Below are 20,064 nucleotides of genomic sequence, written 5' to 3' on the forward strand. Positions count from 1 at the left end.
TGCAGAACCGCCGCCGGTACCAAGTCCTGGCAGGTCGGCGGCTCTGGATCCCGGGCTCCGCGCTGCGGCCCCGGGAGACGCGATCCTATCGACGGCGCGACGCACGCATCGCGGACCTGACCGAGCCATGGCCAAGATCCACCAGACCTTCGTCTGCCAGTCCTGCGGGGCAGTCTACAACCGCTGGCGCGGGCGCTGCGAGGCCTGCAACGGCTGGAACACGATCGTCGAGGAGGCACCGTCGGCACCCGGCCAGTCCGGGCCCGCCGCCACCCGGCCGTCGCGCAACCGCGGCCGTGTCTTCCCGCTGGAAGGCCTGACCGGCGAGGCCAAGGAGGCGCCGCGCATGCCGTCGGGGATCGGCGAGCTCGACCGGGTCACCGGCGGCGGCTTCGTGCGCGGCTCGGTGATCCTGCTCGGCGGCGACCCCGGCATCGGCAAGTCGACCCTGCTGATGCAGGCCTCCGCGGCCATGGCCGGGACGGGCGAGCGGGTCGCCTACATCTCGGGCGAAGAGGCGGTGGGGCAGGTTCGCCTGCGGGCCGAGCGGCTGGGCCTGAGCGACCGGCCGGTGCAGCTCGCCGCCGAGACCAACGTCGAGGACATCGTCGAGACCCTGAGCCAGGGCCGGCCGCCCGCGCTGGCGATCATCGACTCGATCCAGACCATGTGGACCGAGACGGTGGATTCGGCCCCCGGCACGGTCACGCAGGTGCGCTCCTCCGCGCAGGCGCTGATCCGCTTCGCCAAGACCACCGGCACGGCGGTGATCCTGGTCGGCCACGTCACCAAGGACGGGCAGATCGCCGGCCCCCGGGTGGTGGAGCACATGGTCGACGCGGTCGCCTCCTTCGAGGGCGACCAGGGCCACCATTTCCGCATCCTGCGCGCGGTGAAGAACCGGTTCGGGCCCACCGACGAGATCGGCGTGTTCGAGATGACCGACGCCGGCCTGAGCGAGGTGCCGAACCCCTCGGCGCTGTTCCTGGCGGGCCGCGACCATCAGGCCGCCGGCACCGCGGTCTTCGCCGGCATGGAGGGCACGCGGCCCCTGCTGGTCGAGATCCAGGCGCTCGTAGCCCCCTCCTCCCTCGGCATGCCGCGCCGCGCCGTGGTCGGCTGGGACCCGAACCGTCTGTCGATGGTGCTCGCCGTGCTGGAGGCCCATGGCGGCATCCGCCTCGGAAGCCACGACGTCTACCTCAACGTCGCGGGGGGCCTGCGCATCACCGAGCCGGCGGCGGATCTGGCGGTGGCCGCCGCCCTCGTCTCGTCGCTGTCGGGGGCGGTGCTGCCGCCCGAGACGGTCTATTTCGGCGAGATCGGGCTGTCGGGGGCGATCCGGCCCGTGGCGCAGGCCGGCTCCCGGCTGAAGGAAGCGCAAAAACTCGGCTTCGCCAAGGCGCTGATCCCGCAGGGGCGGGGCGAAGGCGAGAAGGCGCTCGCGGTGGAAACGCTGCGCCACATCGCCGATCTGGTGGCGGGGATCAGTGCCGGGGCGCCGCGAAAGGGATCCGGCCAGCGCGGCCGGCAACAATCGCGCTACGCCGACGAGGAGATGTGAGCGCTACCCCCCGGTCACGCTCATGTGCCGCGGCACGGCCGCCGGGCGCTGGCGCTCGATGACGAAGTCGTGGCCCTTGGGCTTGCGGGTGATCGCCTCGACCACCGCCGCCGCCAGCACGGCATCGTCCTGAGAGGCGCGCAGCACCGCCCGCAGGTCGGCCGAGTCCTCCTGACCCAGGCACATGTAGAGCTGGCCCGTGCAGGTCAGGCGGACCCGGTTGCAGCTCTCGCAGAAATTGTGGGTGAGCGGCGTGATGAAGCCGAGCTTCCCGCCGGTCTCCTCGACGCGGTCGTAGCGCGCCGGGCCGCCGGTGCGGTCGGGTAGCGGCGTGAGGGTGTAGCGGGTCTCCAGGCGCTGCCGGGCGACCGAGAGGGGCAGGAACTGGTCGGTCCGGTCGGCCTCGATCTCGCCCAGCGGCATCACCTCGATCAGCGTCATGTCCATGCCGAGGCCGTGCGCCCAGGCGATCATGTCGGGGATCTCGTCGGCGTTGACGTCGCGCAGTGCCACGGCGTTGATCTTGACCTTCATCCCGGCGGCCCGCGCCGCCGCGATGCCGTCGAGCACCACCTTCAGGTCGCCGCGGCGGGTGATTGCCCGGAACTTGTCCGGGTCGAGCGTGTCGAGCGAGACGTTGATCCGGCGCACGCCGAGGCTCGCCAGCTCGTCGGCGTAGCGGGTGAGCTGGGTACCGTTGGTGGTCAGCGTCAGCTCTTCCAGCGCCCCCGAATCGAGGTGGCGCGAGAGCCGGCGGAACAGGTGCATGATGTCGCGGCGCACCAGCGGCTCGCCGCCGGTGATCCGGAGCTTGCGCACGCCCCGGGCGATGAACACGCCGCAGAGCCGGTCCAGCTCCTCCAGGGTCAGCAGGTCGCGCTTGGGCAGGAACTCCATGTGCTCGGACATGCAGTAGGCGCAGCGCAGGTCGCAGCGGTCCGTCACGGAGATGCGCAGGTACGAGATCGCCCGCTGGAACGGGTCGATCAGCGGCGCAGGCCAGGCGGGCGCATCGGCCGCGAACATCCGCGGCGTCGGGGAGCTGTCATCGCGCATCGTCCGGCATATGATGCCCTAAACGGTCGTGGGCAAGCAGGTCCCGGGCCGCAGCCCCAGATTGCGTGAGGAGTGTGACCCGTGACCGAGGATCTGTGGCCGACCGAGATCCGCCTGTCGGCCGACCGGCGCGTGCTCAACGTCGCCTTCGAGGACGGCGCCCGCTACGCCCTTCCGGCCGAGTACCTGCGGGTCTCGAGTCCCTCCGCCGAGGTGCAGGGCCACTCGCCCCTGGAGCGCAAGGTGATCGGCGGCAAGCGGTCCGTGGCGATCCTGGCGGTGGAGCCGGTGGGCAACTACGCGGTGAAGCTCGGCTTCGACGACATGCACGACACCGGCATCTACGGCTGGGGCTACCTGCACGCGCTGGGCCGCGAGTACGAGGATCGCTGGCAGACCTATCTCGGCGAACTCGCCGAGCGCGGCCTCGACCGCGACACGGCGCGGCAGGTGCCGGTCAAGTCCGGCGGGGGCTGCGGCTCCGGCTCGTGCGGGTGCCATTGAGGGCGGCGCGCAATATACCTCGGACCCGGCGCCGTCTTTGCGAGCGAGAGCGAAGCAATCCAGCAGCGCCACGCCTGTCGAGGACGCGCTGCCCTCGGTCGCTTCGCTCGCGATGACTGCGGGCCGAGCAGAGCCGCGGAAGATAGGCCGGCGGCTTGCATCGCACGACCGTCAGCCTGTCGCTCGGAGCCACCATGGCCTTCACCTGCACCATCCCCGCCACGCCGACGATCCAGCAGGATGACGCTACGGTGCGCATCACCCGCTGGGACTTCCCGCCCGGCGCGGTGACCGGCTGGCACGAGCATGGCTGGCCGTATTTCGTGGTGATGCTGGTGGACGGGGTCCTGCGCGTCCACGACGGCGCGGCGGTCAGCGAGACGGCGCTGGCGGCCGGGCAATCCTACACGCGCCCGGCCGGCATCCGGCACGACGTCATGAACGGCTCCGACCACCCGATCGCGTTCATCGAGATCGAGGTGAAGCGTCCGGACGCGCTGGTCACCCTGCCGGAGACCTGAACGCAGAAGGGCCAGCCTCGCGGCCGGCCCTTCCCCGAAAGTCCCGAAACAATCAGCGCTGGACGACGACCTTCGTGCCGACCTTGGCGCGGGTATAGAGGTCCGTCACGTCGTCGTTGGTCATGCGGATGCAGCCCGACGAGACGGCGGTGCCGATGGTCTCCGGCTCGTTGGAGCCGTGGATCCGGTAGATCGAGCCGCCGAGATACATCGCGCGGGCGCCCAGCGGGTTCTCGAGGCCGCCCTTCATGTAGCGCGGCAGGTCGGGCCGGCGCTTGAGCATGGTCGACGGCGGACGCCAATCCGGCCACTCGCGCTTCATCGTGATGGTCTGCACGCCGCCCCAGGTGAAGCCCGGGCGGCCGACGCCGACGCCGTAGCGCAGGGCCTGCCCGCCGCCCATCACGTAGTAGAGGCGCCGCTCGGCCGTGGAGACGACGATCGTGCCGGCGCCGTAGGGGCCGTTATACGCCACGACTTCCCGCGGGATGGCCGACATCTGCGGCACCGCCGCATCCTGGTCCATCGGGTCGGCGGTGTTGAGCGCGGCGTTGGCCACCGGCACCGCGACGGTCTCGACGGCCTGCGGGCGCACGCGCACGGTCAGCGCGTCGTTCAGCGGCTGGCGGGTCAGCGGATCGATCTCGTAGGCGAGAGCCGGCGCGGCGCAGGCGGCCACGCCGAAAAGCCCGATCAGGGCGGGGAGAATACGACGCATCAAAGCCTCTCGGGGCAGGCGCAGACTATGGTGGGAACGCGGCGAATACCGGGGCACGATGCCGTGCCGATCCTCGCCAAGGGGTAAACGCTCCCATCCCAAAGCCAAGCCTGAAACCGCCCCGATGGGGCGGTTCCGGAAACCCGTGACTCGATGGCAACACTGTGGCAGCTTGGCCGTAAGACGAGGGACGATTTCCGATCGTCTCGGGTATCAATGCCCTCGATTTGCAGGCGAATTCCCGGCCTCAGGCCTCGTCGGCGGCGAGCCAGATGGCCGTCTCCCGGGCGACCGGGCGGAGCGCCGTCGGCGCGGCCGGCAGGCCGCGGATCTGGGCGAGCTCGGCGAGTTCCGGCGCCTGGCGGGTGTCGTCGGCGTTGAGGAACAGGCCCCGGGCCCGGGCGAAGCGGCCGAGATCGGCCCGGCTCGTCCAGACGCTCTGGGCGGGGCTGGTGAGGAGCGCCAGGGCCAGCGGCGCCATCCACAGGGTGAGCCACAGGTTGCCGGCCATCGCCAGGGCGAAGCAGATCAGGCTGCCGACCACGACCGCGTCGGCCTGGAGCCGGAAGGCCTCGGACCAGGAGACCTGCCGGTCGTCTCGGTCCTGCGTCTCCCAGCGCACCACCCGGCCCAGGAAGGTCGAGACCACGGCCCCGGCGGTGAACAGGGTCAGGACCGGCCACAGGACCACCCACACGGCCTGCTCCAGGGCGGCGCTCGCGAGCAGCGCCCGGGTGCCGCCGAAATCCGCGCGCCGCTCCGGGGACGCGAGGACGTGGCCGAGGCTCAGAAGCTTCGGCAGCGCCAGCACGGCGACGCTGAGGGCGGCCAACGCGTGGGCGGCGGCGCCCTGTCCGGTCAATCCGTAGGCGAGGAGGCCGAGATCCCCGGTCCGCGCGGCCTGCCAGGCGGCGAGGCCGAGGAAGGCGATCCAGAGAGGCAGCACGCCGTAGGAGAGGATGCCGACCAGCAGATGCCAGCGGCTCGCGCCGTGCAGGCCGGCCCAGGGCAGGACCCGGAGGTGCTGGAGGTTGCCCTGGCACCAGCGGCGCTCCCGGCCGAGGAGGTCGATGAGGTTGGTGGGCATCTCCTCCCAGGTGCCGCCCATCTCGGGCAGCAGCCGCACCTCCCAGCCGGCGCGCACCATCAGCGCGCCCTCGACGATGTCGTGGCACAGGATCTCGCCGCCCAGCGGCTCCCGGCCCGGCAGCCGGGGGAGCTGCGCGTTCTCCGCGAAGGCCTGGATCCGCAGGATCGCGTTGTGGCCCCAGTAGCTGCCCTCCGGCCCCTGCCAGGTCTCCAGGCAGCGCAAAGCCAAGGGCGCGTAGAGGCGCACGGCGAATTGCTGGATGCGGGCGAACAGGGTGTCCCGGCCCGCCGCGTACGAGACGGTCTGGATCAGGCCGGTGCGGGGGCTCGCCTGCATCAGCCCGACCAGCCGGGTCATGGCCGCGCCGGTCATGAGGCTGTCGGCGTCCAGCACGATCATGAAGGCGTATTCGGCACCGTAGCTGCGGCAGAACTCGCCGATGTTGCCGGCCTTGCGGCCGAGATTCTCGGTCCGCCGCCGGTAGCGGATCCGCGGCAGCGCCGGGTCGGCCGCCGCCCAGGCCTGGATGCGGGCGAATTCGTGCTCCTCGACCGCGGCGATCGCGCCGTCGCGCGTGTCGGACAGGACGAAGATGTCGATGGCCTCGGCGTTCGCGCGGGCGAGCGACCGCGCCATCACCCGCAGGCGGGCGAAGACCGCCACCGCATCCTCGGCGTGGATCGCCACCACGGCGGCGGTGCGTCCTTCGCCGGTCGCTACGATCTCCGCATCCTCGGAGCGGCGCTCCAGCGCCGACTTCGCCCGGGCTGCCAGCAGGTCGGCCACGAGGCCGTAGGCGTACTGGCAGGCGACGAAGGCCTGCCAGCCCATGACGAGGCTGAACAGGATGAGCACCGCCCATCCCAGAGGGCTGACCCCGGCCGGGTAGGCCAGCGCCGCGAGCCACGCGAGGCCGCCTCCGGTGATGAGGCTAGGCACCGCCAGGGCGAGGCGCCGGGCGCGCAGGACCCGTCCCGCCCGCAGGCCGGTCCAGATCTCCCGAAGCGTCACCGGCGCCGACGGATCGGATAGGGACGGACCCGCGTTCCGGTGCGACGGCTCGGCGGAGGAAGTGACGCGTGAGGACATGGGGCGCGAAGAGATGGGACGAGGGGGCATGGCGCGAGGAACTCGACCGTGGAAGGCTGCCGGCCGCCCCGCCGCCTGAGGCCGGGAACCGATGACCGTGGATACCGATGTGCGGGGTGAGGACACGGAGCCGAGCCGGCCGCACGCGCAGCCGGAAGCCGAACGGATCGATCCCCCCTCCCGACGCCGCGTTCTTCGAAACGCCCTGACCGCGGCTGCCGGCACGCTCCTACCTAGCGCGGCCGATCTGAATGGGTCCAGAACGTGGGCCGGGTCGGCGCTTCAGCCGCAGGCGGGCGCGATGACCTTCGAAGTCCTGTCGGCCGAGGCGGCGCGCCGCGCCGCCGCGCCCTACGCGGCGCCGGCCGAGGACCTGCCGCCCGCGCTCGCCGCCCTCGACTATGACGGCTACCGGGCGATCACCTTCCGCCCGGACGAGGGCATCCGGCTCGGCGAGACCTTCAGCGCGCAGCTGTTCCACCGCGGCTTCCTGCAGCGCAAGCGGGTGGCCCTCTACCTTCAGCCCCGCAGCGGAGCCGCGCGCCCGATCCCCTACGCGAGTCGGCTGTTCGATCTGGGCGCGGGACTCGCCGGGCAAAGCTTTGCACCGGATCTCGGCTTCGCAGGCTTCCGCCTGCACTACGCCTTCCCGGAGACGCCGTCCTGGCGGCCGAAAGGATTTCAGGAGGAATTCCTGGTTTTCCTCGGCGCCTCCTACTTCCGTCTGCGGGCCGCGAACCAGGAATACGGTCTCTCGGCCCGCGGCCTCGCCATCGGAACCGGCGCGCCGGAGGGGGAGGAATTCCCCGATTTCGTCGCCCACTGGATCTGCGAGCCGGAGCCCGAAGCCCGCAGCCTGACGGTGCTGTCGCTCCTCGACAGTCCCAGCGTCGCCGGTGCCTACCGGTTCGCCATCACCCCCGGCGACCCGGCCCGCATCGCGGTCACGGCGGAGCTGCATCCGCGCCAGACGGTCGCGAAGCTCGGGCTGGCGCCGCTCACCAGCATGTTCCTGTATGGCGAGAACGGGCCCGGTGCCCGGGACGCCAAGCCGGTCGACGATTTCCGGCCGCAGGTGCACGACTCGGACGGGCTGTGCGTCGCTTCCGGTGCCGGTGCCGGTGTCGATCCGGCGCGGATCGACCGGATCTGGCGGCCGCTCGTCAACGGGCGCGCGCAGCCGCAGATCTCGGCCTTCGCGGCTGCGCCGCTCGCGGGCTTCGGCCTGCTCCAGCGGCAGCGGAATTTTGCCGCCTATCTGGATGTCGAGGCGCGCCAGGAAGCGCGGCCCGGCCTGTGGGTGTCGCCGGAGGCCGGCGGCTCTGCCTTCGCGGCGGGCGCCGTGCAACTCTACGAGATCCCCTCGGTCGAGGAGTACATGGACAACATCGTGGCGGCCTTCGTGCCGGCGGCCGCGGCTCAGCCGGGCGCGCCCCTGCGGCTCGCCTACGGCCTGACCACCGTCGGAGCGGAGCCCGTCGCGGCGATTCCCGAGGCGGCCCTCGCGCGGGTCACCTCGACCCGGTTCGGCTCGGCGGAGCGGCTGCGTCCCACGAAGCCGCCAAGTCCGCAGCGGCGGCTCTGCGTGATCGACTTCGAGGGGCCGAGCCTGCCGCACGGCCCTGACGATGCGATCTCGGTGGATGTCTCGGCCAGTGCGGGCACGATGCACGAGCCGGTGGCCAATTTCGTGCCGCAGACCGGCGGATGGCGCATCTACGTCGAGTGGCGGCCGCCGGAGCCGCTTCCGGCGGGCGACGTGGTGCTGCGCGCCCGGCTGATTCGCGGAACTATGCCGCTCAGCGAGACCTGGGACGCCGTGGTCTAGATGCCGTCATCGCGAGCGCAGCGAAGCGACGCAGGGTAGCGTGACCACGGTGAGCGCGGCGCTTCCGGATGGCTTCGCTCAGCGCAGAGACGAGGCGACTCAAGCCGTGCGGCGCTCCTGCTCCAGGCGGCGCGCCAAGCGGGTCTCACCATAGACCTCGCTCAACCGGCGCCGGGCAGCGGAGACGGGGGGTGCCTGCCGCTCGTCGTGAGCAGCGGCGATGACGCGCAGGGCGGCGGCGACCGACCGCTCCATGCGGCGCTCGGCCTGGACGGCCGCGTCCCGGTTTGGGTCGAGCATCTGATGGTCCCTTGTGGTGAGCCGGACCCAGCCCTCTGGCGGGGCGGTGATCGGCGGCGCAGGCAGGGTCCACCTCGGGCTTGACGGTATCAAGGCAGCTTGGCCGTAAGCTGTGGACAGCTTCACCGCAGCTCCTCGTGCCACGTCCGGCCGTCGCGCTCGATCAGCGCGATGGCGGCCGTCGGCCCCCAGCTCCCGGCGGGATAGGGCCGCGGTGCCTCCGGCCGGTCGGCCCAGGCCTTGAGCACGCCGTCCGCCCAGGCCCAGGCGGCCTCGACCTCGTCGCGGCGCATGAACAGGGTGGCGTTGCCCCGCACCACATCCATCAGCAGCCGCTCATAGGCGTCCGGGTAGCGCTGCTTGAAGGTCTCCTCGAACGAGATGTCGAGGTCGGTCGGGCGCAGGCGCAGGCCGCCGGGCCCCGGATCCTTGGTCATCACCTCGAGCTTCATGCCCTCCTGCGGCTGCAGGCGGATGACGAGGCGATTCGGCTCGCGGCCGAAAGCCTCCTCGGGGAAGATCGAGAACGGCGAGGCGCGGAACTGCACCACGATCTCCGAGAGCTTCCGCGGCAGGCGCTTGCCGGTGCGGAGATAGAACGGCACGCCGGCCCAGCGCCCCGACTGGATCTCGACCTTCATGGCCACGAAGGTCTCGGTCCGGCTCTCGTGGCCGAGTTCGGCGAGGTAGCCCTCCACGGGTTGCCCGTCGACCGCGCCGGCCACGTACTGGCCGCGGACCGTGGCAGACTGGATGTCGTGGGCGGTGATCGGCTTCAGGGCGCGCAGCACCTTCAGCTTCTCGTCGCGGACGGAGTTCGCCTCGAGATTGAGCGGACTTTCCATGGCGGTGAGGCAGAGCAACTGCAGGATGTGGTTCTGCAGCATGTCGCGCATGGCGCCCGACGTGTCGTAGTAGCCGGCGCGGCCCTCGACGCCGACCGTCTCGGCCACGGTGATCTGGACATGGTCGATCACGTCCGAGGTCCAGAGCCGCTCGAAGATGGTGTTGGCGAAGCGCAAGCTGAGCAGGTTCTGGACCGTCTCCTTGCCGAGATAGTGGTCGATCCGGAAGATCTGCGACTCGGGGAAGACTTCGCCCACGGCGTCGTTGATGGCCTTGGCGGATTTGAGATCCTTGCCGATCGGCTTCTCCAGCACGACGCGGGATTTCGCGCCGACCAGCCCGTGGGCAGCGAGGTTGCGGCAGATCGAGCCGTAGAGGTCGGGCGAGGTGGCGAGATAGTAGGGTCGCACTTGATCGGGCCGCTCATCGAGCTTGGCCACGAGGTCCCCCCACCCGCTCTCGCCGGCGCCGTCCACCGCCACGTAGTCCACGTGGGCGAGGAACCGGGCGAGGGCGTCCTCGGTCAGGTCGGCGGCGGGCACGAAGCGCTTGAGGGCGTCGCGCGCGTGTTCGCGAAAGGCGTCGACGGACAGCTCGGAGCGCGAGGCGCCGATGATCCGGCTGGTGTCCGGGATCTGACCGTCCCGGAAGCGGTAGAACAGGGCGGGCAGAAGCTTTCGCGCGGTCAGATCGCCGGTCGCGCCGAACACGACGCAGTCGAAGGAGGCGACGGGGATGATCGTGGCCAAGGGCGGCTCCCGGTTGGCGTGCGCTGACTCGTGCGGTTGCTGCGTCGCACTCACGTAACCTGGGTGCAAGGGTCTCGCCAGAGGAGAGGTAAGGCCGGGGGCAATCGAGAGGTCCCAGGTTCGCGGACCGCTCCGTCTTTGCGAGCGCCGCGAAGCAACCCAGTGCTCCGCGCCAGCGACGAGGGAGCACGATGCGTGAGCCGGCGGTCTCCATCATGGCCAGTCGCCGAAATGGTACGCTCTACACGGGCGTGTCCGCGAACCTCGCAAGACGAGTCTACGAGCACCGCGAAGCGCTCCTTCCGGGCTTCACCAGCCGGTACGCCTGCAAGCGCCCGGTCTGGTACGAAGGTCACCCGACGATGGCCGAGGCGATCACGCGCGAGAAGCAGATCAAGGCGGGATCCCGGAAGAACAAGCTCGCGCTGATCGAGGCGATGGATCCGGACTGGCGCGACCTGTATCTCGATCTCGCGTGAACACACTGAGCGTCGCGCTACCCTGGATTGCTTCGCTGGGCTCGCAAAGACGGTGGGTGCAGCGGCGCCTATCCCGCCATGAACCGCTTGAACGCCTCGGCATGATCCGGATGCCAGCGCGACAGGGCGGGCCGGTTCTCGATGATGTCGCCGGCCGCCCAGGCGATCCGCTTCTCGTCCTGCCCGCGGGTGGTCTCGTTGTCGGGACAGAGGATGTAGAAGTCGCCCGCCGCCAGACGCTCCAGCATGAAGGTGACCGTCTCCTCCGGCGTCCACGCCCCCGCGGGCTTCTCGGCGACGCCGCGGGCCTTGGTCAGCCCGGTATAGACGAAGCCCGGGATCAGAAGATGCGCGGTGGTCTGGCAGCCCTCCCGGCTGCGCAGCTCGTGGGCGAGCGCCTCGGTGACCGCCTTCACCCCCGCCTTCGAGACGTTGTAGGGCGCGTTGCCCGGGGGCGTGGTGATGCCCTGCTTCGAGCCGGTCACAATGATCGCGCCGGGCTTGCCCCCGTCGATCATGCCGGGCGCGAAGGCGTGGATGCCGTTGACCACGCCGCCGAGGTTGGTGCCCAGGATCCGCGCCCAGGTGTCCGCGTCGGAGAACAGCTTCCCGCCGGCCTCGATCCCGGCGTTCAGCATCACGACGGCGGGCGGGCCGGCCTTCGCGACACCGGCGGCCAGGGCTTCCACGGCCTCCCGGTCCGAGACGTCGGCGGGGACCGCGCGGATTTCCACGGCGGCGAGTTCGGCCACCGCGGCCCGGGCCGCCTCCAGCGCCGGCCCTGGCCGGTCGACGAGCCAGACGTTCATGCCGGCCCGCGCGAAGGCCTGCGCCGCGGCGAGCCCGATGCCGCTCGCCCCCCCGGTGACGACCGCGCTGCGGCCGGGGCTGATGGCGGGGTGCTGACTCATGACACGGTCCTCGGCTGGATGGCGCCCTTCAGATGGGGCAAACCGTGATGAAGGCGAGTTGGGGATGCCGCCGGCTCCGGCAGACGGCGCGGATCGCATCCGGCGCCGGCCCGTGCTCTGGTGGCCGGTGATCGCGCCACGAACGCCCCGCCGAAGGCCAGCCCCAACCGCAGGACCCGGCATGCCGACCTTTCCGAGCCGCCGGTCCCTGCTCGCCGGCACCGCCTGCGCCGGGCTCGCCTCGGCGGCGCGGGCCGCGAGCCCGACCGGATTCGGGCCGCTCGGCCGTCCGTCCTGGTCGGGCGACAGCCTCCAGGCGGCCGCGACCGCCAAGGGGCTGATGTACGGCTGCGAGGTGCCGTTTCACCGCTTCGAGGCCACGCCGGCCTATCGGCAGGCGGTGGCGCGGGAATGCGGCCTCCTCGTCTGCGGTACCGAGATGAAGATGGAGGAGGTGCTGCCCGCGCCGGGCCAGACCGATTTCGCCCGCGGCGACGCCATCCTGCGCTTCGCCCGCGCCAACGGCCAGCGCATGCGGGGCCACACCCTGGTCTGGCACGCCGCGCTGCCGCCCTGGGTCGCCCCGCTCCTTGGCCGGGCCACCCCGACCCAGGCCGAGGACTTCCTGCGGCGCTGGATCGAGACCGTGGCGGGGCATTACCGCGGCCAGATCGTCGCCTGGGACGTGGTCAACGAGATCCTCGGCAACGAGGCCGATCCGGACCGGGGCGGAGGCCTGCGCGACTCGCCCTGGCTCGCCTCGATCGGGCCCGGCTACGTGGACCTCGCCTTCCGGATCCTGCACGAGACCGACCCGGCCGCCGCCGGGACCTGGAACGAGGACGCGGTGGAGCAGGGCGTGCCCTGGATGGAGGCCAAGCGCACCAAGGTCCTGCGCCGGCTGGAAGCGATGCGGTCGCGCAACGTGCCGATCCGGCGCTTCGGCCTGCAGTCGCACCTCACCAGCACGATCCCGATCGACCAGGGCCAGCTCCGGCGCTTCCTGCGGGAGATCAGCCAGATGGGTCTCGGTATCGCGATCACCGAACTCGACATCGACGACCGCGCCTTCCCGTCCGACGTGGCGACCCGCGACCGGATGGTGGCCGACTTCGCCCGGCGCTTCCTCGACGTGGTGCTGGACGAGCCCGCCACGCTCGACGTCGTCACCTGGGACATCTACGACCCGGACACGTGGCTGAACGACCACCCCTACCGCAAGCGGCCCGACGGCCTGCCGCAGCGGGCGCTGCCGCTCGATGCTGCGTTCCGGCGCAAGCCCCTCTGGCACGCGATGAAGGCGGCCTTCGAGGCCGCGCCGGACCACAGGGCGGCGCGGGACACGCTCAGGCGGGCGTGACGCCGGCGCGGCGGGCGCCGTCCGCCAGAACCGGCTCGGGCGGACGGTCCGCCAGGAGCCGACGCCGCAGCCGCGCGCAGGGGCGCTCGACGAGGCCGTACATGGCCCGGCACCAGAGCAGCGTGACGGGGAAGGCGGCCAGCATGAGCGGGAGCCTATGCAGCCCGGGGCTCAGGTGCAGCACGAGCGCCACCACGGTCATGTGCGCGAGGTAGAAGCTGTAGGACCAGAGCCCGAGCTGGCGCATCGGCCGGCTGGCGAGCAGTCGCACCACCGGCCCCTCCCCGTGCAGCAGGTAGGCGAAGGGCATGCACAGGGCCGCGCTCTGGAGCGTGTAGCGCAGGCTCTCGCGGAAGGCGGGATCGCGCACCGCGAGCGTGCCGAGGATGACCGCGAGGCTCAGCGCCACGTGCCACGCCCTGGGCCGCCACGCCCGGTCGGCCGGGATCACCGGGTTGTTCCACAGGCCCAGGCAGCAGCCGAACAGGATCGCGTCGATGCGGGTGTGGGTCCAGCTGTAGTTCAAGCTGTAGTCCGGCAGCCGCCAGACGTTGAGGCACCGGATCGCCAGCACCGCCGCGCAGACGCCCAGGCAGGCGAGCGCGGCCCGGCGCGGTCGCAGGCGGCCGAGCCACAGGACGTAGGCCAGAGGGAAGACGAGGTAGAAGTGCTCCTCGATGGCGAGGCTCCACAGGGGCACCGGCAGCACCGCCTCGGTGCCGAACAGGCCGGGATAGTTGGTCAGGAACGTCGCCTGCCCCAGCACCGCCGCCGGCGCGACTTCCATCCAGTCGAGGAGACCCGCCGCGTAGAGCAACCCGGAGACCAGCAGGGTCAAGTACATCGGCGGCAGGATGCGCAGGGTCCGCCGCAGGTAGAAGGCGGGGAGCGACACGCCGCCGGCCCGCACCCGCTCGATCCGCAGCAGCGTGGTGATCAGGTAGCCGCTGAGAAAGAAGAACACCGTGACGCCGAAGCCGCCCGGCACCACGTGGCTGTAGCCGCAATGGGCCGCGAACACGATCAGGATGGCGAGCGCGCGCACCCCGTCGAGCTGCGGCAGGTAGGGCATGGCCGCGGGACGCGGGTCTTCGGGATCCTGCATGGCGGGGGCCGATCTCCTGTTGGGGCCTGTCTGGCCGTGTCGGGTCCGCCCTACGGTTTGCGCGTGGCGGCCTCGGTCGAAGCAGCCCCGCCGTCATCACGTTCGCAGCGTAGGATCCAGGGCAGTGCGCCGCCTGGACCGCTCCGTTCCGCGCGCAACGACGGCGGTACCGAGGCCAGCACATCATGAAAAGTATAAGCGCCCTTTTCGCGCCGGCCGACATCCACACGAAGTCTCAGGCGGATGAACCAATCGCAGGATGGTGAATCCGGGCCGGCAACCACCATTTCGAGCGGAGGAGATTGGTAACCACGGCAGCCCATCATCCCGGCCGACCGCGCCGACCCGGGCGCCGTCGGGAGTGTCGCGTATGGTCCCGGTCCAATCCCGCCGTCATCTTCGCCCGCGCGCCGCGTTCGGCGCGGGCCTGTCGCTGCTGACGCTGCTCGCCGCCGTGGATGCACGGGCCCAGGCGGTGGGCGCAGGCGCGCCGACGGGTGGCCCGAACGCAGCGCCGTCGCCGGCGCCGTCGCTGTCCGCCCCAGCCGCCCCGCCGCCCGTGCTTCCAGCTCCTGCACCGGAGGCCGCGGTCGCCAAGGGTCAGGAGGCCAAGGGGCAAGAGGCGAAGGGGCAGGAGGCGAAGCCGCAGGAGATCGTGAAGCCGCAGGAGGCGAAGCGACCGGAGGCGCCCCCCGCCGAGCCCAGATCCGCGGAGGTGCCTGAGGCGCGGCCTGCCCTCGGCAAGCCGCAGGAAGCCGCCAAGGAAGCCGTCAAGAAGACGCGCGAGCCGGCGCCCCTGGTCTACGCCAAGGTCTCCGCCGATCCGAACCCGACGCTCACCGCGCGCACGTTCCTCGACACCCTCCGGGCTGCCGAGCGCTACGCGGCTTTCGCGGAAGCCGGCGGATGGGAGCGGTTGCCGGAGGATCTCGCGCGCCTGAAGCCGGGCGAGCGCAGCCCGGCCATTCCGGCGCTGCGCCACCACCTGACCCTCACCGGCGACCTGCCCGCGGACGCACCGCCGAGCGATCGCCTCGACCCGCCGCTGGTGGCGGCGATCTCGGCCTTCCAGGCCCGCCACGGCCTGCCCGACAGCGGTATCCTTGGCCGGCTCACCATCAACGCGCTGAACGTGCCGGCCGAGACACGCCAGCGCCAGCTCTCCGCCTCCGCGGCGCGGCTGATGGGCTCGAAGTTCCCGTTCGGCGAGCGCTACGTCGTCGTCAACATCCCGTCGGCCGCCGTCGAGGCCGTGGAGAACGGCGCGGTGGCGCGCCGCTACGTGGCGGTGGTCGGCTCCCCCGACAAGGCGACGCCTGCCGTCGAGACCCGGATCACCGACATCAACTTCAATCCGACCTGGACCGTCCCGGCCTCGGTGGTGAAGAACGAGATCATCCCGCAGATGCGCAAGAACCCGGGCTACCTCGCCCGGAACCACATCCGCATCCTGGGCCCGACCGGCGAGGTGGACCCGACTCATATCGACTGGGCCGGCGACAAGGCCGTCAACTACATGCTGCGCCAGGATTCCGGCTTCGACAATTCGCTCGGCCAGGTACGGATCGACATGCCGAACCGCTTTGCCGTCTACATGCATGACACCCCGGCGAAGTCGCTGTTCGCCGCGAGCGTGCGCTTCCACAGCCACGGCTGCGTCCGGGTCGGCCAGGTCAAGGAGCTGGTCGGCTGGCTCCTGCAGGGCACGGACGGGCCGAACGGTCCCGGCACGACCTGGGGACCGATCGAGATCGAGACCGGCATCGCCGACGGGGAGCGGCGCGACATCAAGCTGATCAAGCCGGTGCCGGTGACCTTCGTGTACCTCACGGGCTACGCCACGCCCGACGGCAAGGCGCATTTCCGCGACGACATCTACAAGCTCGATGTGCCGGCCGGCGAGCCCGCGGCGACGGGGGCCATCCCGCCCGCGGCCTCCGGCCCCGCCGCCTCGCCCGTCGCGAAGGCGTCCCTGGGCGCTCCGTTGGTGAAGCCGACCGCTGTTACCAGGCCTGCGCCGAAGCCTTCGAAGCCCCGGTCCTCGGCGGCATCCGGTAGTTTGGAATCAATCGAACCCATCCGCTAAACCCAACCCAGCCATGTGTTTCCTGACCCGGAGGAACAACGGATCCGGCCGTTCATTGGCGGGATGAGAGCGCGGCCGCACGTCCCCGGGACATCTGGAGAGGCTCCCCGGCGCGCAGCTCCGCACCAGCCGATTGGAGACGACCATGGCCAAGGCCAAGCCGAGCAGCCGCTTCGAGAGCGCACGGCTCAACACCCCGACGGATCTCGATCCGAACGACGTTAAGAAGATCGCCGAGGGTCTGACGATCCTCAGCTCCGACCTGTTCGCCCTCTACATCAAGACCAAGAACTTCCACTGGCACATGAGCGGCCCGCATTTCCGCGACTATCACCTGCTGTTGGACGAGCAGTCGGAGCAGATCTTCGGGATCATCGATGCCGTCAACGAGCGGGCCCGGAAGATCGGCGGCACGGTGCTGCGGTCGCTCGGCCAGGCCAAGAGCCTGACGCGCGTGCCCGACAACGATGCCGAGTACGTCTCGCCCCTCGAGATGCTCAAGGAGCTGCGCGACGACAACAAGGCGCTGACCGCCCACATGCGCGAGCTTCACGGGGTGACCGACGAGGCCGACGACGTGGCGACCACCTCGCAGCTCGAGGAGTGGATCGACCAGTCCGAGGAGCGCACGTGGTTCCTCTACGAGACCACCCGCGACGCGACCGACAGCGGCCACTGAGCTGCTTCATGCGGGCAGAGCTTCGGGACGGCAATCTGGGACGCCTCCCGTCCTCGGATGCCACGCTCACCGTCGTTCCGGGCGCCGCGGGTGAGCCCGGAACCCGGAAACACCGCCTTGGCGAGAGACTGACGTGTCGGCGGGTCTGGATCCCGTGTTCCGCTCCGCGGCCCCGGGATGACGACGGGGCCTTGGCGACTGGAACACATCACACCCCCGCCAGATCCAGCCGCACTTTCACCAAGCCCGGATCCTCCGGGTCCCGCCCCTGCGCGAAGCCGAGACGCCGGCAGACGGCCAGCATCGGCCGGTTCTCGGAGAGAACCGTACCCTCGACCCGGCCGATGCCCTCGGAGCGCGCCCAGTCGATCATCAGGCGCATGAGGGCGAAGGCGAGGCCCGTGCCGCGGACATCGCGGCCGACGGCGATGGCGTACTCGCCGCTCTCGTGATTGGCGTCGGCGTGCAGCCGCACCGCGCCCAGCATCCGTTCGCCTCCCTGCGGCTCCTTCTCGGTGGCCACGAACGCGATGGCGCGGGCGTAGTCGAGCTGTGTCAGCCGCGCCAGGAATGCGTGGCTGAACGCGCGCACCGGCCCGAAGAAGCGCAGCCGCAGATCCTCCGGATCGAGTCCCTGGAAGAAGGTCAGGAACAGCCCCTCGTCCTCCGGCCGCACGGGCCGCACGCAGACGGTGCGGTCCTTGAGGTTGAGGGTCCGCACCCACTCCACCGGATAGGGTCGGATGGCGAAATGCGGGTGCCCACGGCCGTGCCGCCCCCGCTCGGCGCGCGCGATCCGCACCCGGGCGTCGAGCGCGACCACGCCGGTCTCGTCGGCCAGCAGCGGGTTGATGTCGAGTTCGCGCACCTGCGGGAGGTCGGCGGCGAGCTGGGACAGCTTCACCAGCGTCAGCGCGATGGCCGGCAGATCGGCCGCCGGCACGTCGCGGTAGGCTTCGAGCCGCCGCGCCACCCGGGTGCGGCCGATGAGGTCGCGGGCGAGGGTGAGGTCCAGCGGCGGCAGGCCGAGCGCCCGGTCGTCGATCACCTCCACCGCCGTGCCGCCGCGCCCGAACACCACCACGGGACCGAAAACCGGATCCTCGGCGAGCCCCGCGATGAGTTCGCGGCGCTGGCCCCGGCGGACCATGGGCTGCACGGCGAAACCGGTCACCCGGGCATCCGGCCGCTCCCGGCGCGCCCGGGCCAGGATGCGGCGCGCCGCCTCGCGGACGTCGGCCTCGCTGGTCAGGTCGAGATGGACGCCGCCGATGTCGGACTTGTGCACGATATCGGGGGAGACGACCTTGAGCGCCACGGTGCCGCCCGCCGCGATGATCGGCCAGGCCGCGGCCGCGGCGGCCTCCTTGTCGGGGGCGAGGGTGATCGGCACGGTGGGGATCCCGTAGGCCTCCAGCAGGCCGTTCACCGCGATCGGGTCGAGCCATGCCGCCCCCTGCCGCAGGGCACCCGCGACGATCGTGCGGGCGCGGGCCGTGTCGGGGGAGAAGTCCCGCGGCAGCGAGTCCGGCGTGCGCATCAGGTCGTCCTGCGCCTCGCGATAGCGCACGAGGTGCAGGAAGCCCTCGATCGCCTCGGAATCGGTGGTGAAATGCGGGATCCCGGCCTCGGCGAAGGCGTCGCGCGCCGCCTCGGCATCGCCCAGGCAGACCGCGAAGACCGGCTTCTTGCGCGTCTGTCCGGCGCGGGCGGCCTTGACCGTCCCGGCAATGGCGCTGGCCACGGCGCCGGCCTCAGAGCGGGCGGTGGGGACGTGGATCGCCAGGACCGCGTCGCTGACCCGGTCGGTCAGCAGGGGCTCCAACGCCGCCGCGAAGGCCGGTCCCGCCGCGTCGATGCCGAGATCGAGGGGATTGCCCGCCGGCCGGCCCTCCGCCGCGGCGATCCCCGCCAGGGTGCCGGACCGCTCGATCAGACGGTCGGCGGCGAGGAGTCCGATGCCACGGCCGTTCGACACGATCGCAAGCCGGTCACCGGGGAACGGGCGCTGCCGCCCCAAGGTCTCCACGGCGGAGAACATCTCGTCGAGGTCCTGCACGGCGAGCAGGCCGGCCCGCCGGAAGGCGGCGGCGTAGACCGCGTCCGGCCGCGCCAGCGCGCCCGTGTGGGTGACGGCCGCGCGCGTGTCGGGCCGGTGGCGGCCGGCGCGCAGGACCACCACGGGCTTGGCGCGGGCGGCGGCGCGGGCGGCCGACATGAAGCGCCGGGCATCCGCGACTCGGTCGAGGCAGAGCAGGATCGCGCGGGTGCGGTGGTCGGCGGCGAAGTGATCGAGGCAATCGGCCACGCCGATGTCGAGGACGCTGCCCAAGGACAGGACGGCGGAGAAGCCCGTGCCGTGGCGCGCGCCCCACTCCACGATGGCGGCCGCCACCGTGCCGGATTGCGACACCAGTGCCAGATCGCCCGCGTTGGGGGCGTGGGCGAATAGGCTGGCGTTGAGCCGGGCGCCGGGCACCGCGAGGCCGGCGCTGTCGGGACCGAGGAGGCGCAAGCCCTGCGCGCGGGCGATCCGGTGGGCGGCCGGCCCGGGATCGTCCGGCCCTGAGCCGAGTCGCGCCGTGAGGATCACCGCGGCACCAGCCCCGGCAGCCGCCGCCTGGGCGACCACCTCGGGCACGTTCGGAGGCGGCACCGCGATCAGGACGAGATCCGGCACGGCAGGCAGGTCGGCGATCTGCGGCACGCAGGCGAGGCCGTCGACGTGCGCGTGGCCGGGCTGGATCGGCAGGATCGCGCCCGGAAAGCCGGCGCCGCGCAGGGAGTCCAGCACGCTGCGGCCCAGGGAGCCCTCGCGCGCCACCGCCCCGACCAGCGCGATGGAGCGCGGCGCGAGCAGCTTGTCGAACCGGTAGGTGCTCACGGCCGGCCACTCATGGGGCCGCCGTCACGGGGTAGAGCCCCGCAAACCGCGCGTGCCGACGTGCATGTGGTGGTCCTTCGCTGTCGGCGAGATCGCACGGGATCACGCGGGATCCCTCGAGCCGCTCACCGGCATACAAGATGGCGCGCGCCGTCGCGTCCGCAATGTCCGAGCGCCTCGCATCTGCGGGCGCCACACAGGCCCGGGTCGGGATCACCGGCGGTACGCATTGTGGGTAATATCCAGCCGCCTTTATCCTCCGCAAAACGGCACTTGTGGGTCGATGTAAATTGGT

Annotated in this window: 16 protein-coding genes; 8 read left to right on the forward strand and 8 right to left on the reverse strand. The window is 71.5% G+C overall.

The annotated features are described in order from the left end of the window. The first annotated feature begins 127 nt into the window (after positions 1–127). Positions 128–1,564: a DNA repair protein RadA gene (radA, locus tag ACLBX9_RS25835; RefSeq protein ID WP_039893734.1), complete on the forward strand. Its 1,437-nt coding sequence runs from the start codon at positions 128–130 to the stop codon at positions 1,562–1,564. A gap of 3 nt (positions 1,565–1,567) precedes the next feature. On the opposite strand, the gene moaA is transcribed toward radA, so the two are convergent. After that, positions 1,568–2,590, reverse strand: coding sequence for a GTP 3',8-cyclase MoaA (gene moaA / locus ACLBX9_RS25840; protein ID WP_010685006.1), 1,023 nt, complete (start codon positions 2,588–2,590; stop codon positions 1,568–1,570). A 111-nt stretch (positions 2,591–2,701) separates the two neighbouring features. Between moaA and ACLBX9_RS25845 the strand changes: the two genes are divergently transcribed. Together ACLBX9_RS25845 and ACLBX9_RS25850 are read left to right on the forward strand one after the other, a co-directional pair. After that, positions 2,702–3,124, forward strand: coding sequence for a gamma-butyrobetaine hydroxylase-like domain-containing protein (locus ACLBX9_RS25845; protein WP_010685005.1), 423 nt, complete (start codon positions 2,702–2,704; stop codon positions 3,122–3,124). 194 nt (positions 3,125–3,318) lie between these two features. Beyond that, positions 3,319–3,645 carry a cupin domain-containing protein gene (locus ACLBX9_RS25850; protein ID WP_039893809.1) on the forward strand — a complete coding sequence of 109 codons (327 nt, stop codon included), beginning with the start codon at positions 3,319–3,321 and terminating at the stop codon, positions 3,643–3,645. A gap of 52 nt (positions 3,646–3,697) precedes the next feature. Here ACLBX9_RS25850 and ACLBX9_RS25855 read toward each other — a convergent pair whose 3' ends face one another. Together ACLBX9_RS25855 and mdoH are read right to left on the reverse strand one after the other, a co-directional pair. Beyond that, a complete protein-coding gene (locus ACLBX9_RS25855; protein WP_010685003.1) occupies positions 3,698–4,363 on the reverse strand; it encodes a L,D-transpeptidase in 666 nt (221 codons plus the stop codon). A 247-nt stretch (positions 4,364–4,610) separates the two neighbouring features. Further along, on the reverse strand, positions 4,611–6,542 hold the full coding sequence (gene mdoH, locus ACLBX9_RS25860) for a glucans biosynthesis glucosyltransferase MdoH (RefSeq protein ID WP_447720926.1): 1,932 nt from the start codon (positions 6,540–6,542) through the stop codon (positions 4,611–4,613). 301 nt (positions 6,543–6,843) lie between these two features. On the opposite strand from mdoH, the gene ACLBX9_RS25865 reads away from it, so the two are divergent. Then, on the forward strand, positions 6,844–8,370 hold the full coding sequence (locus ACLBX9_RS25865) for a glucan biosynthesis protein (RefSeq protein WP_447720927.1): 1,527 nt from the start codon (positions 6,844–6,846) through the stop codon (positions 8,368–8,370). A gap of 99 nt (positions 8,371–8,469) precedes the next feature. Here ACLBX9_RS25865 and ACLBX9_RS25870 read toward each other — a convergent pair whose 3' ends face one another. Together ACLBX9_RS25870 and zwf are read right to left on the reverse strand one after the other, a co-directional pair. After that, positions 8,470–8,670 (reverse strand): hypothetical protein, encoded by a 201-nt coding sequence (locus ACLBX9_RS25870; protein WP_010685000.1) that lies wholly within the window; start codon positions 8,668–8,670, stop codon positions 8,470–8,472. A gap of 122 nt (positions 8,671–8,792) precedes the next feature. Next, positions 8,793–10,265 (reverse strand): glucose-6-phosphate dehydrogenase, encoded by a 1,473-nt coding sequence (zwf, locus tag ACLBX9_RS25875; RefSeq protein WP_010684999.1) that lies wholly within the window; start codon positions 10,263–10,265, stop codon positions 8,793–8,795. A 191-nt stretch (positions 10,266–10,456) separates the two neighbouring features. Between zwf and ACLBX9_RS25880 the strand changes: the two genes are divergently transcribed. Beyond that, positions 10,457–10,744 (forward strand): GIY-YIG nuclease family protein, encoded by a 288-nt coding sequence (locus ACLBX9_RS25880; protein ID WP_447720928.1) that lies wholly within the window; start codon positions 10,457–10,459, stop codon positions 10,742–10,744. Positions 10,745–10,812: 68 nt separating this feature from the next. Here the strand turns inward: ACLBX9_RS25880 and ACLBX9_RS25885 are convergent, their stop codons facing one another. After that, complete coding sequence (locus tag ACLBX9_RS25885) at positions 10,813–11,655, reverse strand: SDR family NAD(P)-dependent oxidoreductase (protein WP_010684997.1); 843 nt, start codon at positions 11,653–11,655, stop codon at positions 10,813–10,815. Between the two features lie 181 nt (positions 11,656–11,836). Here ACLBX9_RS25885 and ACLBX9_RS25890 point away from each other — a divergent pair, with 181 nt between their 5' ends. Further along, entirely contained in the window at positions 11,837–13,015 is a 1,179-nt protein-coding gene (locus ACLBX9_RS25890) for an endo-1,4-beta-xylanase (RefSeq protein ID WP_447720929.1), read from the forward strand. Here the strand turns inward: ACLBX9_RS25890 and ACLBX9_RS25895 are convergent. Continuing rightward, positions 13,002–14,120 (reverse strand): acyltransferase family protein, encoded by a 1,119-nt coding sequence (locus ACLBX9_RS25895; protein ID WP_447720930.1) that lies wholly within the window; start codon positions 14,118–14,120, stop codon positions 13,002–13,004. The two genes, ACLBX9_RS25890 and ACLBX9_RS25895, sit on opposite strands and share 14 nt — an antisense overlap. Positions 14,121–14,490: 370 nt before the next feature. Between ACLBX9_RS25895 and ACLBX9_RS25900 the strand changes: the two genes are divergently transcribed. Continuing rightward, positions 14,491–16,206 carry a L,D-transpeptidase family protein gene (locus tag ACLBX9_RS25900; protein ID WP_447720931.1) on the forward strand — a complete coding sequence of 572 codons (1,716 nt, stop codon included), beginning with the start codon at positions 14,491–14,493 and terminating at the stop codon, positions 16,204–16,206. A gap of 145 nt (positions 16,207–16,351) precedes the next feature. Then, positions 16,352–16,885 carry a Dps family protein gene (locus ACLBX9_RS25905; protein ID WP_447720932.1) on the forward strand — a complete coding sequence of 178 codons (534 nt, stop codon included), beginning with the start codon at positions 16,352–16,354 and terminating at the stop codon, positions 16,883–16,885. A 208-nt stretch (positions 16,886–17,093) separates the two neighbouring features. On the opposite strand, the gene ACLBX9_RS25910 is transcribed toward ACLBX9_RS25905, so the two are convergent. Then, positions 17,094–19,769, reverse strand: a complete 2,676-nt coding sequence (locus ACLBX9_RS25910; RefSeq protein ID WP_010684992.1) for a bifunctional acetate--CoA ligase family protein/GNAT family N-acetyltransferase — start codon at positions 19,767–19,769, stop codon at positions 17,094–17,096. Positions 19,770–20,064: the final 295 nt, after the last annotated feature.

Source organism: Methylobacterium sp. A49B, assembly GCF_053346215.1.